The organism is Candidatus Oscillochloris fontis (assembly GCF_004138135.1).
Taxonomy (GTDB): Bacteria; Chloroflexota; Chloroflexia; order Chloroflexales; family Chloroflexaceae; genus Oscillochloris; species Oscillochloris fontis.
Genome location: NZ_RYFD01000018.1, coordinates 22,370 through 38,017, shown reverse-complemented (window position 1 = coordinate 38,017; position 15,648 = coordinate 22,370). Strand labels below are relative to the sequence as shown.

General features: G+C 55.2%; 8 protein-coding genes. 6 read left to right on the top strand and 2 right to left on the bottom strand.

Translation table 11 applies throughout. The features are described from left to right. Positions 1–8: 8 nt before the first annotated feature. Entirely contained in the window at positions 9–1,886 is a 1,878-nt protein-coding gene (locus EKD03_RS08880) for an ABC transporter ATP-binding protein (protein ID WP_129629715.1), read from the bottom strand. A gap of 118 nt (positions 1,887–2,004) precedes the next feature. Continuing rightward, positions 2,005–3,813, bottom strand: coding sequence for an ABC transporter ATP-binding protein (locus tag EKD03_RS08875; RefSeq protein WP_238613453.1), 1,809 nt, complete (start codon positions 3,811–3,813; stop codon positions 2,005–2,007). Between the two features lie 455 nt (positions 3,814–4,268). Between EKD03_RS08875 and EKD03_RS08870 the strand changes: the two genes are divergently transcribed. The 6 genes from EKD03_RS08870 to EKD03_RS08845 all read left to right on the top strand — a co-directional run bounded on the left by EKD03_RS08870 (position 4,269) and on the right by EKD03_RS08845 (position 15,648). Beyond that, on the top strand, positions 4,269–4,580 hold the full coding sequence (locus EKD03_RS08870) for a WXG100 family type VII secretion target (protein ID WP_129629713.1): 312 nt from the start codon (positions 4,269–4,271) through the stop codon (positions 4,578–4,580). A 20-nt stretch (positions 4,581–4,600) separates the two neighbouring features. Next, a complete protein-coding gene (locus EKD03_RS08865; RefSeq protein WP_129629711.1) occupies positions 4,601–4,903 on the top strand; it encodes a WXG100 family type VII secretion target in 303 nt (100 codons plus the stop codon). Positions 4,904–4,917: 14 nt separating this feature from the next. Then, the gene (locus EKD03_RS08860) at positions 4,918–5,250 is read left to right on the top strand and encodes a hypothetical protein (RefSeq protein WP_129629709.1); all 333 of its coding nucleotides are present in this window, start codon (positions 4,918–4,920) and stop codon (positions 5,248–5,250) included. 71 nt (positions 5,251–5,321) lie between these two features. Further along, on the top strand, positions 5,322–5,618 hold the full coding sequence (locus tag EKD03_RS08855; protein ID WP_129629707.1) for a hypothetical protein: 297 nt from the start codon (positions 5,322–5,324) through the stop codon (positions 5,616–5,618). A gap of 107 nt (positions 5,619–5,725) precedes the next feature. Then, positions 5,726–6,832: a protein kinase domain-containing protein gene (locus EKD03_RS08850; RefSeq protein WP_129629705.1), complete on the top strand. Its 1,107-nt coding sequence runs from the start codon at positions 5,726–5,728 to the stop codon at positions 6,830–6,832. A gap of 26 nt (positions 6,833–6,858) precedes the next feature. Further along, positions 6,859–15,648, top strand: coding sequence for an FtsK/SpoIIIE domain-containing protein (locus EKD03_RS08845; protein ID WP_129629703.1), 8,790 nt, complete (start codon positions 6,859–6,861; stop codon positions 15,646–15,648).

The window sequence follows — 15,648 nt, the reverse complement described above, 5'->3', positions numbered from 1 at the left end:
CCCCTACTTCAATCCGCGATCTCCTCTTCACGTCGGAACTGACTCATATAAAGATCGTAGTACGCTCCACGCTGCGCCAGCAGTTCGCTATGTGTACCACGCTCAACAATCTGGCCATCGCGCACCATCAAGACCAGATCGGCATTGCGAATCGTACTCAGCCGGTGGGCGATCACAAAACTGGTGCGTCCCTGGAGCAACTGGTCAAACGCCTTCTGAATCAGGCGCTCGGTGCGCGTATCCACACTCGATGTCGCCTCATCCAGAATCAGGATGCGCGGATTGGCCAGCGCCGCGCGCGCAATCGCCATCAGTTGGCGTTGGCCCTGGCTCAACCCACCGCCACGTTCGCCCAACACCGTCTGGTAGCCCTGAGGCAACCGCTCAATAAAGCTATCCGCAGCAGCCAGCTTGGCAGCCGCAATCACCTCGGCATCACTCGCTTCCAGGTTCCCGTAGCGGATATTATTCATCACCGTATCGGCAAAGAGGAACGAATCCTGCAACACGATCCCAATCTGACGGCGCAGACTCGCACTCGTCACCGCACGCACATCCACCCCATCAATCAACACCCGCCCGTGGCTCACATCATAAAAGCGCGGCAGCAAATTGATGATCGTACTCTTCCCGGCCCCGGTCGGCCCGACAATCGCCACCATCTGCCCCGGCTCCGCCACAAAGTCCACCCCGCGCAACACAGGTTGCCCCGGCAGATACTCGGCGCAGACCTGCTCAAACACCACGCGCCCGCTAATCGTGGCGAGTTCGTGCGCATCGGGGCGATCCTTGATCTCGGCTGGCTCATCCAGCAACTCAAAGATGCGCTCGCCACCCGCCACCGCACTCTGTAAATTCGTCCAGAGCGTCGCGATCTGCTGAATGGGCTGGTTGAAGCGCTGCACAAACTGAATAAAGATCACGATTGTACCCAGCGAAATCACACTCGTACCCAAGAGTGGCTGGTTGCGCAGCGCACTCATCGCGCCTACCACCACCACGATGGCGATGGCCACATAGCCCAGTGCCTCCAGCACCGGATTGAGCGCACTGGTATAACTTGCGGCACGCACATTCGCATCGCGGTTAGCCGCATTAGTACGCCGAAACTGATCAATACTCTCCTGCTCGCGGTTAAACGCCTGCACCTCGCGCACCCCAGCGATACTCTCCTGCAACCCGGCATTCACGCTCCCCATCTGCTGGCGGGTTGCGCGGAACGCCTTCCGCGCCTGGTTCGAGAAGTAGACCGTTGCCCAGGCCATGGCCGGCACCACCGTCAGGCTGATCAGCGCATACGGCACATTCGCGCTCAACATTGCGATAATCGTGAAGACCACCTGCAAGATCCCAGCCACCACACTCAGCAGCGCAAACCCCAACACCTGCTGGATCGTATCGGTATCGCTGGTGATGCGGCTCATCACATTCCCGGCCTCATTGCGCGCATAGTAGCTGAGCGAGAGGCGATGAATCTGATCAAAGGTATCCTCACGCATAGCCCGCAGCGCGTATTGTCCGGCCCAGTTCATGCTGTAGAAGGCCAGACCCTGCATAAACGAACCGATCACAAAGACCAGCGTGAGGATCACCGTCAGCCACCCCAGCGCACTACTCCGTGCGGCGATCTCCGCGTTGGGCTGCACCGTCGCATACCAACACGCCTCTGGCTGCGGCAAGAGATAGCAGTCCACCGCTTGGCCGATCAGTAACGGAGCCGCTACCTGCAAGATCGTACTGACCACGATCAGCACGGCGGTAGCCACCAGCGCGTACCAGTAGGGCTTAAAGTAATACCAGAAACGCGCCAATGTTGCCAGCGCATTCTTAGGTTTACTCGTCTCTGTATTGAGCATGCGGCCCGGGCCGCCGTGTCCCATCATCATAATACAAGGTTCCTTATACGATAGCGGGGGGGCGGGGGCGGCTGCGCCGCCCCCGCCGATCTTTTTTTGGTATGTTTTGGGGCGTGGCCCCAAGCGGAAATCCCCTTCACGAGAACGATCAAGAGTCGATCAACTGCGAGCTATAAATCTCGGCATAGATCGGGCTATTCTCCAGCAGATCAGCATGAGTGCCTTGGGCCACAATACCGCCCTTATCCAATACCAAGATCTGATCGGCATTCAGCACGGTACTCACCCGTTGGGCGATCACAAAGCTGGTACGCCCGCGCATCAACTGATCAAGCGCCTGCTGAATATGATACTCGGTCTGAAGATCAACACTACTCGTACTATCATCCAGAATCAACAGACGCGGATCGAGCAACAGCGCACGCGCAATCGCCACGCGCTGCTTCTGCCCACCCGAAAGCGTAATCCCGCGCTCCCCCACATAGGTCTGGTAGCCATCGGGGAAACCCATAATAAAATCGTGCGCCGCCGCCGCCTGTGCCGCCGCCATAATCTCAGCATCACTCGCATCGGGGCGCCCGAAGGCAATATTCTCACGGATCGTACCACTAAAAAGATTCGTCTCTTGCAACACAATTCCGATTTGCGAGCGCAGACTATCAATCGTGACACTCCGCACATCATGGCCGTCAATCAGAATACTGCCCTCGGAGGCATCATAAAAACGCGGCAACAGATTGATGATCGTCGTCTTACCGCTCCCCGTCGCCCCCAACAGCGCAATCGTCTGGCCGGGCTGGGCCACAAAACTCACCTGCTTCAGCACCGGGTCGCTACTCGCGAGATAGCGGAAGGTGACATCACGGAACTCGACATGGCCCCGGATAGACGGCAGCGTCGTCGCCTCCGGCAGATCCCGGATCTCACTCTGGGTATCGAGCACCTCAAAGATGCGCTTCGCCGAAGCCGAAGCCTGGGCCATCATCGAAACGATCATCCCCAGTTGGCCCAGTGGGAAGAAGACATAGATCAGAAAGAGGCTAAACTTCTGATACTCACCCAGATTGAGCGTTCCATTGAGGATCTGCACCCCACCAAAATAGAGAATCGCCGATTGCCCAAGCTGGGCTACCAAAAAGACTACCGGGAAGAGGAACGAAAAAACTCGATTGACTCGCAGTTGTTGCGCCATCAGATCCGAGGCCGCCGCATCGAAGCGTTGAACCTCATGGGGTTCGCGAGCAAACGACTTCACCACCTTCATCCCGGCGAGGTTCTCTTGCAGAATCGTATTCAGCGTGGCCAACTTAGCCTGAATAGCCATAAAGAGCGGCTGGGCAACCTTCCCAAAACCCATAAAGAGCGCCATCGCAATTGGCAGCAGCGGCAACATCACCAACGTCAGCGACCAATTGGTGAAGACCAGCATCAGCAACGCCCCGAAGAGCAACATAAACGACTGCGCCGCCATCACCAGACCCTGGGCCACAAACATCCGCAACCGTTCCACATCATCCGTGGCCCGGATCATCAACTGGCCGGTCTGGGTTTGATCATAATAACTAAACGAAAGACGCTGAATACGCGCAAAAATCGCATTCCGCAGATCGAAAGCGACATCTTGCGAGGTCTTTTGCGACATAAACGCCTGAACAAAGGAGAAAAGACCGCGAATAATCGCAAAGAGCAGAATAAGTAACGCGGCATACCAAACCGCACGCTCCCCGGCAGCCAGATCGGCATTCGGTGCGAGGCTCTCAGTAACCGCATCAATCATATTCTGCACGAGTTGGGGCACCATCAACTGGGCGAAGGTCGCAATCGCCAGGGTCGTATAGGTAATCACCACATTGCGACGGTGGCCACCGAGGTAGCCAATTGCACGCAGCAGCGCACCACGCGGCGCTCCGGGCTGGCGAGTGGCCCGGCCCATACCGGGGGTTATCTGGGCTTGCACACAAAACTCCTTGGGTGTTGCCTAAGGCATGGGCAAAGTCATCTCCGAAGATCTCTTGTGGTGTTGTGTAGCGGCGTAGCCGCTATACAACACCACAAACAGGGGTTTGGGGCTGTGCCCCAATGACTTTGCCCATGTCCTTGGGTGTTGCCTGAATATAGGCCAGAGGAAGATGAGAATACGAAATGTACCACTGAATCATAAAAGATCATACCACACATAGAGAACATTTACTTCATACTTGACGCATAGCATACGATTATCGTCTCAAAATGCTCGTCATTTGTTCTGATTACGATCTTGACAAACCCCCATGCTTCTTGCTAGAGTAGAGATGGTTTTCCTACCCCTGGTTTTGTAACCCCTCTTATACCTATTCGCTGGTTCAGATTTAGTCTGTCTCTGATGACCTGCGTAGCGTCTGTTCATGCCTACTACATTATGAGGAGGTATCCATGGCGTCGGATGAGATCAAGGTGGAATACGATCAACTCGACCAGATCAGAAGCCGTTTTAGCAATCAGGTCCAAGCCATCGAGGAGATGCTGCGCGAAATTCGCACCGCCTTCGAGCCACTCTCCAACGGTGGCTGGCTAGGGCGCGGGGCCAATGCCTTCTTTGATGAGATGAATAGTGAGGTATTGCCAGCCTGCCAGAAGCTCTACAATGCCATGAATGAAGCTTCTCAGGTTACCAACGAGGTCTCCAATATTATGAAGCGCGGTGAGCAGGAAGCCCAGTCCATGATCGCTTCGCTCAATGTGTAATCTATTACTGCTAGGAGGCTATGGATATGTCTGACGAGATCAAGATCGTTCCTGAACTTGCTGAAGCGATGATCGCAACCTTTAAGAAGGCATCCGAAAAGACTGAGGCCACGCAGTCCGAGATCAAGGCCATCGTCAGTATGCTGCAAGGTGGGGCGCTGCTTGGTAAAGCTGGCGAAAGCTACTGCGAAGTCCTGACGACCAAGCTTGATCCGGCCCTCTTGCGCCTACAGGCCAAGTTTATTGAGCTTGAAGCCGATGTGAAGACAGCACTGAATATATTAATAGAGACTGATACGAATATTGTTGCTCCCAAGTTCTAGTTTGGAGGTCTGTAATGCTAAGTGTTCTGCTCCGCATTGCCCGCGCTGTGCTGATGAATGTCTTAGTCCAAATCGGCAAACAGGTGCTTACCATCCAAGAGCGGGTGCAAAACCCAACCCAATCAATCATCCAGAAGGTGACGGGTGGGGTTTGGATTGGTAAAGGTGCTGATGCCTTCGTGAATGAACTCTCCACGACGTGCTTGCCGGGGGTTATGCAGACGGTTGACAATATTAACGACTTCAAGACCAAGGTGACGAGTGCTAAGGAGCGCATTGAGCAGGCCGATGAAGAGGCCGAGCGCTTGATTCGTTCCCGCCTGACTGATGCCTTCAATTTCTATTAGGCGCTCTTGAATCACTTAGTTGGTTCGCACTGGTTCTACGCATATCCAATAACCCGTGGAGAGGTGTCAATATGGAAGACCAGATCTATATCAATCTTCCTGAAGTCCGTAGCATCGCTAAGGAACTCCAGGAATTTAGCGAGGTGCTGACGACCGTCGCTCGTGTGCTCGATTTTCTGATCAATACGCTCAAAACGACCGCCTTTATCGGCTTGGTAGGCGGGCAAGCCGTAACCGTCTATCTTGAGGGCATCAAGCCCAAGATCGAGAAGCAGGCCGCTAAGTGCGCCGAGATGAGCCAGGATGTGAACGCATCAATGGATGCCTTTGAGCGCGGTGATGCTGAGGGGGCGACCAAGTTCTATTAAGGTGTCAGCCTATCTGCAGCCCGGCCACTGTGCGATCCACATGTGGCTGGGTGGCTATATCGCCAGATTTTCGTCCCTCTCTTGCCTCTTGCCGAAGGCGCGCAGCTATGAAACAGGTCTGCCTTGTCTGCGAACGCACATCTGCCGATCATAACCTTTACTGCCAGGATGTGCGTTGTCCCTCTGAGTCCTCGCCGTTGGTCTTAGAGCATGGCGAATTATTGGGTGATATTGAGATTGTGAAGCCGCTGATCATTCAGCGCAGCGCTACCCTCTATGTGGCGCAACGGGCGGGTAAGCTGATCTATTTGAAGGTTGCGCATCCGGGGCAGCACCATATTGATCGCCTCGAACGTGAGGCCAAACTCCTCAATACACTGCGCCTCGAACGTGCTCTAGGTGAGCATCTACCGACGATCCTGCCCCCCACCTTGGATGCCTCGATTGATGCCAAGGACGCTGTTGCCTATGCGAAGATCGTTCTTGGTCGCCACCTGCTCTACTACTCTGTCTTTACCCATATTCCTGGTGAACCACTCTCCGATCTTCTCAAGAAGACCCCTCAACTCTGGATTGCACATGTCGTGCAGATTGCGCTAGGTATGGGCCATGCTCTGACGCTCCTTCAGAGTAAAAGCTACATTCATCTAGCGCTGAGTCCTGCGTCCGTCCTCGTCCACCTCGATCCCCTCCTTTCTAAACCACAGGTACTGTTGGTTGATTTTGGCTTAGCCTATAATACAGATCCATCTCACAATAATGGTACATCTTCTTTTAAACAGTGTTGGTACGATGAATTAGTTTCTCCAGCCTATATGGCTCCTGAGTTGCCGCAACAATTCTCTTCTGCCAGTGATGTCTATGGTCTGGGCCTCACACTCTATGAGATGCTGGTCGGTGAACCAGCCATTCCGGCGCACCAACGCAGCGATGCAGAAATTCGTGCGGCGGTGAGCCAAAAGCGTTTTGTGCCGATGACTCGCCAGGATGATGTCCGACCGATTGCTGATATTGCTATGGCTGCGGTTGATGCACGTTCGATACAGGGGGCAGCGGAATGGACTCAAAAATTGCTTGCCTATGAGAAGAATTTTCCTTTGCAACGACCTAAACGCCGCTTTTCAATAGATCTCATCTTGATGGGCGCTGTGATCATTTTGGGTATTGCCTTCATCATTGCCCTGATCATCTCCTTGAATCCAACCGTGATCTGAAGCCTTGCTGCTCTGGAGCGTTCACTATGTCCCAGTCGGCTCCCAAGCATATTGACCGCCCGCCACGTCTTCAGCCCGAAATTCCTTTTGGTGAAGTGCCTATTCCCAAACCACCTGAGTCATCCCCTGAGGATCGGGGGCGTCTGCTTCAGATTGGCTTGCCCTTGATCTCCATTGTGGGCTATGTGTTGGTGGCCTCCTTTGGTGGTGGGCGCAGTCTGGGGATGCTTATTCCAATGGCGCTCTCGGTAGTAGCCTCAATGACCTTCTCTGTCTATAGTTTTTTGAAGGAGCGCGGCCAACGCGCAGCCGCACTTCAAGCCTATCAAGAGCGTCTCGTTGAACTCTCGCGTGAGATGAAACAGGCCCATGATCAGCAACGCCGCTTCTATAGCTATAACTACCCTGAACCCCAAACAAACCTGCATATTGTTGCCCAAACGAAGGATTTGACTACCCAGACGGGCCAACGCCCGCTGCGTAGCGAGAGTCGCCTCTGGGAACGCCGTACTTCTGATGATGATTTTGCGATGATCCGCTTGGGGATCGGTAGCCGCCCCTCTTCGGTCATCTATACCCTCCAAGAGATTGAACATTTTAACGATCCCCTCGCTCGTGCCGCCATGAAGCTGGCAACCGACTCGCAGGTGGTGCATCAGGTGCCGATCACCTTATCCTTGCGCCCACCAATCAAGGATCTTACCGCTGATGATGAGACGCTTAATGCCGATGAGCAGGAACAGCGTCCCCCAACACCTGCCACCCATGCACTGGCGCTGGCTGGAACACCTGAGTCGGTCTATGCCTGTGTGTGGGCGCTGTTGGCACAGATGGTTGTTTTCCATACGTCGAGCGATACCCGCCTCTATATCTTGGCAACTGATCGCCAACCATGGTCATGGGCGCAAAAATTACCCCATACCCAAGAAGGTGAGGATACAAATTTTATCTTCTTCGTTGATCAACATCAGCCGACCACTCCTGATCAACATGACGATGAAGGTGATGAGTTTGATCGCTATATGGAGTCCTTGCGGCGTCTGCTTGTGCAGCGCAAAATCCGCCTCCAACAGAAGGATGCGGCTGAGGATCAGGGTGATCCGCGCTTGCCCTTCTGCTTGGTGGTAGTTGATCTGCTCGCCGCTACGCTACCCGAACGCCTCAATGCCATCGAGACCGAAGCCGCCATCGCGATTCTGCTGGCCGAAGGGGCTAATTTGGGAGCCACGATCCTCTTCCTAGTGCCCGAACGGGTCAAGGCTCCGAGTGGCTGTCAAGCCTTGATCGAGATTGAGGAGACGACGCTGGTTACCAATACCAAGCGTCCCAATGAGCGCCAACTGACCTTCCGCTATGCCGAAACCGGGGTCAATAGCTTTCGCTACCTCGGTGTTGCGGATCACGTTGCTGATGTTGAGACAATGCGCCAATTGGCCGAAGATCTGCGCCTCTTGATGGTGCGTCAGAGTGCGGGAGCCTATGTACCGCCCGCAGTCTCCTATATGGATCTGGTTGGCTATGGCTCAATTGATGATCTGCGCGATGACGCCTGGAAGCGTTGGCGTGAGGCCAACGAAGCCAAACGCGCCAATTGGTTGCGCGTTTCGTTGGGGCGCATGGCCGGGAATAAGCGCCGCACGCTAGTCTTTTCGGCCAAACGTGATGGTGTCCATGGTATGGTTGCTGGCTCAACTGGATCAGGCAAGTCTGAACTCCTGATTGCACTCATTGCTGGCTTGGCGGTCAATTATGATCCCGAAACGCTCAATTTTGTGCTGGTGGATTATAAAGGCGGGGGGGCCTTTAAGGAGTTTGCCAATCTGCCCCACTGTGTGGATATTATTACCAACTTGGCCGCCGATGGCGTTACCCGTATGTTTACCGCCATCCGCGCCGAAATGAATCGCCGCCAGGAACTCAATACTTCTACTGATACCAAAGATATTGTTGAGTATCGCAAGAAGGGTCTGCATCTTACCCATAAACCCTACCCCTTCCTCTTTATTGTGATTGATGAGTTCGCCGAGATGATCGCGGATCGGGCTGAGTATAAATCCCAGTTAGAAACCATTACCCGCCTCGGTCGCGCTCAGGGGGTCTCGCTCATCTTGGCCGCGCAAAACCCTAGCGGTGTCACCGACCAGATGCGCTCCAATATCAAGTTCCGCATCTGTCTGCGTGTCGAGTCGGGCCAAGAGAGCCGTGAAATGTTGCGCCGCCAGGATGCCGCCTTCTTACCCACCGGCATGCCCGGTCGCGGCTACCTCCAGGTGGGCAATGATGAGATCGAACTGATCCAGATCGCCTATACGGGTGAACCCTACCGCGATCCCAATCGTAGCCGCCCCTTGGTTAAATGGCCAGATCGCCACCCTAATGACGATGCCGGTCAGGATACGGTGGCTCCTGAACTCTATAAACTGATCATCGCTACCCTGAACCAACTGGCAGACAAACAGAAGCGCCCCAAGCAACTTGCCCCCTGGCCCAAAAGTTTGCCCGATCACTTGGCTCTCTCGGATTGGCTCATCTCCGACGATCCTCGTATCAAGACCCTGACGGCTGAACAGTACCTCTCACATGAGGCTGTTCAGCACGTCACGCTGGCCCAACCGCGTGAAGCTAACCTGAGCCTCAATCCGGCACTCACCCACTGGCTCGAAGGGATGCCGGGTTGGGTGGAGGTTGAACACGCCGATGCGGCTACCCGCAAGACCTTCTGGAACTCGTATGCCCTGCGTCCCGTGGTTGGCCTGATTGATAATCCCTATGCGGCCTGTAACATGCCCTTGGTCGTCGATCTGGTGCGTGGCCACACGATCATCTATGGGGCATCAGGATGGGGCAAGAGTACCTTCTTGCGTACCCTTGCGATCAGTCTGGCGGCTAGCCACTCACCCAATTACCTGCACCTCTACTTACTCGATTTGGGTGGGCGGGGCTTTGGGGTACTGCGCAAACTGCCCCACGTAGGAGCGGTGATCACTCCCGATGAAGAGGCGTATGAGGAGCGCGTCAATCAGTTGGTGCGCGAGATTGAGCAATTGATTGATGCCCGTAAGAAGGTCTTGGGGAGTGATGATCTGATCGCCTATAACCAGCGCAATGCCGTTCAGCCACTCCCGGCGATTGTCTTGCTGATTGATAATTTTAGCGAGTTTGTGGCCACCTTCGGTGATACGTCGGATAATGTTGAGAGTCTCTTACAACGCTTTATTGTGGTCTTACGCCAAGCCAAGACCTATGGGGTGCATGTGGTTATCTCGGCGGCTCAGCCTGCCGATGTGCCGAGTGGTGTGACCAGCCTCTTTACCGAACGCATGACGCTGCGCTTGGCCGATAGTACCGAGTATCGCACGATTGTTGGTGGCGCAGTTGAAGAGATCGGATCGGTCGCTGGGCGTGGCTATGTGCGTATTGCTGGCCAACCACTGGCCTTTCAGGTCGCATTGCCGATTACCTCAACCCAGAATAGCGATCAGAGTAATGAGCAGCGCGAACTTGAACGCCTTGCCGAAGCAATGCAGTCACATATCGCCGATCATCCCGCTCGCTACATCCGCCCTCCGCGAGTGGATGGTTTGCCCCGCTCAGTGTTGCTCAAAGAGATCCTGAGTGATAAGTGGCTCAGGAATACCAAACTGACGTTTGCTGAACTCACTGTTAGTACGCGCCAAGCATGGGTGAAGAGCCGCGATCCGCACCATGCCGATTGGTTGCAGGCGGTGATCGGCCTTAGTTCGGGTAATCGCCCACGTCAGATCCACTTTGAGGCCAGTAAGGATGGTGTGCATGGCCTGATTGCGGGTGGCACCGGATCAGGCAAGTCCGAACTCCTCATGTCGCTGGTTGTCAGTCTGGCGTTGCGTTATGCCCCCGATACGCTCAATTTTGTGCTGGTAGACTATAAGGGCGGTGGGGCGTTTAAGCCCTTTGAGAACTTGCCGCATGTGGTGGACATGGTCACGAACCTCAATCGGGCAGCGGTTAAGCGCGTCTTTACGGCGATCCGCGCCGAGATGGAGCGTCGCCAAGCCCTGAATAAAGAGACGGGTACCGAGAATATTATTGCCTACCGGCGCAAAGGTCTACACCTCACGGGTGTACCCTATCCGCATCTCTTCATCATTATTGATGAGTATGCCGAGATGATCCGCGATAATGCCGAGTTCGCCGAGGAGTTGGAGAGTATTACCCGCCTTGGCCGTGCCCAAGGTGTTTATCTCCTCCTCGCGTCGCAACGCCCGATTGGGGTCACTGATCAGATGCGCGCCAACATCAAGTTGCGTATCTGTCTACGTGTCGAACAGGCCGAGACGAGCCGCGAGTTGCTACGCCGACCCGATGCGGCCGCCTTGCCCAATGGCCTGCCCGGTCGCGGCTATCTTCAGGCGGGGAATGAAGGCGTTGAACTGCTCCAGTTTGCCTATACCGGCGAAACGTTTGAATCCGCTCCGCCCACCGCCGAGGGCGAGAAGTTGCGCTTCTACCAGGCCGTGGTACAGATGGCTCAGGGGTTGTTGGGGAGCGCTCCCCGTCCGAGTGCGCCCTGGCCTGCTCCGCTTAGCACCTTCACCTTCGCGGATGTGGTGCCCCTGGATCGGGTTGATCCGCACTTCTTGGCCCTGATGACGAACGATCCTACCCGCGTACCGCTTGTCTTGAGTGCTGCTGTACATGATTGGTACCAAGGGCATGGGCGTTGGGCGGGTGTGGATTGGAGCCAGACGGCTCTACGTGGGGTGGTGGGCTTGGTGGATAACCCATACGCGGCTCGCCTGCTCCCGCTGATCGTTGATCTCAGCCGGGGTCATGCGGTGGTCTTTGGTGCCTCTGGTTGGGGCAAGAGTAGCTTTTTGCGCGCCTTGGCGCTGCACCTTAGCGCTACCCATAGCCCAGCCGAACTACACCTGCATATGCTCGATCTTGGTGGTGGCCGTAGCCTGGAGATGCTCAACCCGCTACCCCATGTGGGTACCTATATCTCCCCTGATGCAACCGGCTATGAGGAGCGCCTCCAGCAACTCTGGCGGCAACTCCAAGAACTAATTGCTGATCGCCAAGCCCTCTTTAGCAATCAGAAGGTGTCGAGTATTGAGGAATATAACCGCAAATGTGCGGGTCAACCCCTGCCTGCTCAGGTGATCCTGATAGATAATGTCGGTGAATTGATCGAGACCTTTGGCGTTACGCGCTCTGAGAAGCGCGATATGGCCGATAATCCACTGGAATCGTTTGTTACCCTGGCTCGCCAGGGGCGCGCTTTTGGGCTGTATATGGTTATCAGCGCGAATCGCCCGCAGCAGATCTCTAGTAAGCTCTACAGTCTCTTTACCGAGCGCTTCACACTGCGGCTGGGCGATAGTAGCGACTATAGTATGGTGGTGGGGGTTGGTGCCGGTGAGGTCGAGGAGATCAATGGGCGTGGCTTGGTGCGGATTGAGGGTCGCCCCCTTACCTTCCAGGTGGCGCTGGTGCCTGGTTCGCTCGATGCCCAAGGGAAGGTGTGCGATGAGTCTGATCAGGTCAGGCAGATTGCCCAACACATGCAAGATCTGATCGCCCAAACCGGGCTGAGCTACCCACAACCCATCCGCATTGATGCTCTGGCCAGTAAACTTGCCTACCGCGACATGTTGGCGCGTTCATGCAAGATTAGCCCGTTGTATGCGCATTTTCTAGCTCAACTGCCTGCGGCTATGCAGCAGCAGTGGCAAACGAATGCTGAACCTGATGCCGCAGATTGGCTGAAGGTGCCGTTGGGTACAGGTTCTGGCAATCGGGATCGTATCTTAACGCTCGAAGCGAAGAAGGATGGTGTTCATGCTCTGATCGCGGGTGGCACCGGATCGGGCAAGTCCGAAGTCTTGATGACCTTCATCACGGGTTTGGCCGTTCACTACAGCCCAGAAGTACTCAACTTTGTGCTCGTGGATTATAAGGGTGGAGGAGCCTTTAAGCCCTTTGAACACCTGCCCCATGTGGTGGATATGGTGACTAACCTGGATAAGTCGGCTGTCCACCGTATGTTTACCGCCATTGATGCCGAGATGCAGCGCCGCCAGCGTCTTAATGCGGAGACCGGCACCAAGGATATTGTCGAGTATCGCAATAAGGGGTATCACCGTAGCCGTGAAGCCTATCCGCATCTCTGCGTTATCATTGATGAATTCTCTGAGATGATTAGCGATAACCCCGATTATCGTATCCAATTAGACAGCATTACCCGTGTGGGACGTGCCCAAGGCGTCAATCTCATCCTCGCCTCACAACGTCCCAAGGGCGTTTCGGATCAGATGCGTGCCAATATCAAGTTGCGTCTCTGCCTGCGCGTAGAGGAACTTGATACCAGCCGCGATATGTTACGCCGCCCCGATGCGGCCTTCTTACCCAATAATCTGCCCGGACGGGGCTATATTCAGGTTGGTAATGAGAACCTTGAACTGATCCAGGTTGCCTATAGTGGTGAGGAGGTGCCTGGAGCGCACTTTGTCAATCTCGATGCGAATCAAGCTCGTCAGGATGAGACGCCGCGCCTCTTCGATGCGGTAGTATCCCTCGCCCATGAACTCAATGCGGGCCGCTTAGTGCCGCGTCCATGGCCAGGTTTCTTACCGGCGGCCTTTAGTCTCGATACGCCGCTCAGTGATGGCAAGAGTACTCAGCGCTACCTTCTGGAACCAGCAATGGCCAATTGGTTGGTCCAGGATACGCCGCGCCTGTGGCCGGGTATTGTCTGGAATGCTCCCGATGCCCCACTGCCCCAGAACAAATCGCGGGCGATGCAACCCATCGTCGGCCTCATGGATCTGCCCAGCGAGGCCACGCAACGCCCCATGCAACTCGATCTTAGTCGTAACCATGTGGCCATCTTTGGCGATGCAGGCACCGGACGCTCAACCTTCCTGCGCACGTTATTGTTGAGCCTCGCCACAACCCATACGCCCGATGAGTTACATGCCTATATCCTCGATCTCGGTGGCCGTGGTTTGCGCAGCCTTGAAGCCTTGCCCCATGCGGGTGCGGTCATTTACTCCGATGAGAACCATTTTGAAGAGCGCTTGCAACGCCTCCTCGACACGCTAGATCGGATCGTACAGACACGCCAGCAACGCATCAGCGAGGCCGGGGTTGATCATCTCTATGCCTATAACGCCCTACATGCTGGCGAACCACTACCGGCTATCTTGGTCGTTATTGACAACATTGCTGAACTCCAAGAGGGCTACGAGAAACTCATCGAAGATGCCCTCATCCCACTGGTACGGCGTTCGCTCAATGCAGGCATCTCTTTTGTGATCAGCGCCAACTTGCCCGCGAATATGCCTCCGCGCCTCTATAACCTCTTCACCGAGCGCATTACCCTACGCCAGAGCAATCTAGATCGCTATATGGATCTGGTCGGGCGCGGGGTTGTTGAGTTCGAGAACCAACCCGGACGCGGCTATATTCGGCGTGGCCAACGCCCAGTCCTTTTTCAGACGGCATTGCCCTTAGGGGTTACGGCGCTCAATACGCCCAGTGGCTCCGATCAGATGCAAGCCCATCTGGTTCAACTCACTACCCACATGCGCGATCTGATCGTGCAGCGTGGCTGGCGTACCAAGCCTGAACCCATTCCCGTTCTGCCAGAGCTACTTCCTTTAGATGAGTTGCTTACTCAGTTACCTGCACCGGGCAGTGGCCAGATTGAGGTAGCATTGGGTCTGAATCGGCATCTTGAACCTGTGAGCCTCGATCTCAAGCGCATCGCTCCCCACATGGCGATTGTTGGCCCGCCGCTCTCTGGGCGTACCACGGCACTCACCACATGGGCACTGGCATTGGCAAGTCGCCATAGTCCCGATCAAGTTCGCATAGTGTTGGTGGATATGCAGCGCAAGTTTATGAACTATGGTGGCCAACAGAGCCTTGCCGACCTACCCCATGTGGTTGCGACGATTACCGAGAAGGAGCAACTGGCCGATCTGGTTGATCGCATTACCGATGAGGCCAAGCGCATGGCAGCGGGCGAGATCGGACACCAACTCTTTGTGCTGATTGATAATTTCGAGGAATTCAGCCAAGATCTGCACACCGCCCAACAACAAGCCCTGGCCAGCCTTGCCCGTCGCCATGGCGCTGATGGTCTGCACTTCATCATTGCGACGGCCCCGGAAACGAGTAGTATGAGTGATCTGCGCAGGCAGATTATGGCTGCTCACCTCGGAATTGGCTTACGTGCCTCCCAGTCGCTCGATGTACTGAGAGTAACCCGTATTCCTGCCGGTTTCAAAGATCGTGAACTGCCGCCGGGTCGTGGCTACCTAGTGCGTTCGGGGGTTCCCCAACTGATCCACCTCGCCTCGGCGACGGCTGTACCTGCCACTGAGGCGGAACTGTCAGAGGATGCGCTGGCCAATGCCGTTGTGACCCGCCTCGATCAATGGGTGGAGCGCATTCAAGCGTCGTACCCCGAACCAGTTGCAGCCTGGAGTGATAGCCGCATCCAAGCAGTGGCATCCCAACAGGTGGAAGATCCGCACATCCAGCGCCAATGGACCTTGCTCCAGCAAGGTGCCCAACGTGAACTCCAAGCCCTACGCAGCGATACCCGTAAACTGGATCTGAACACTCCGCTGCTCGTGGAAGAGTTGCTCCAACTGAATGGACAGCGCTCGCCTGAACGGCTACGGCAGTTGTTACATGAACTCTATCGCCGTGAAAGTAGAGCGCAAGGAATGGATGATTCGCTCATCGATTCTATGCTCGAAACATTTAAGGATGAAGATATCATCCGCGAAGTTGCTCGTATGGTAGAAAGCTCGCAGCCATGA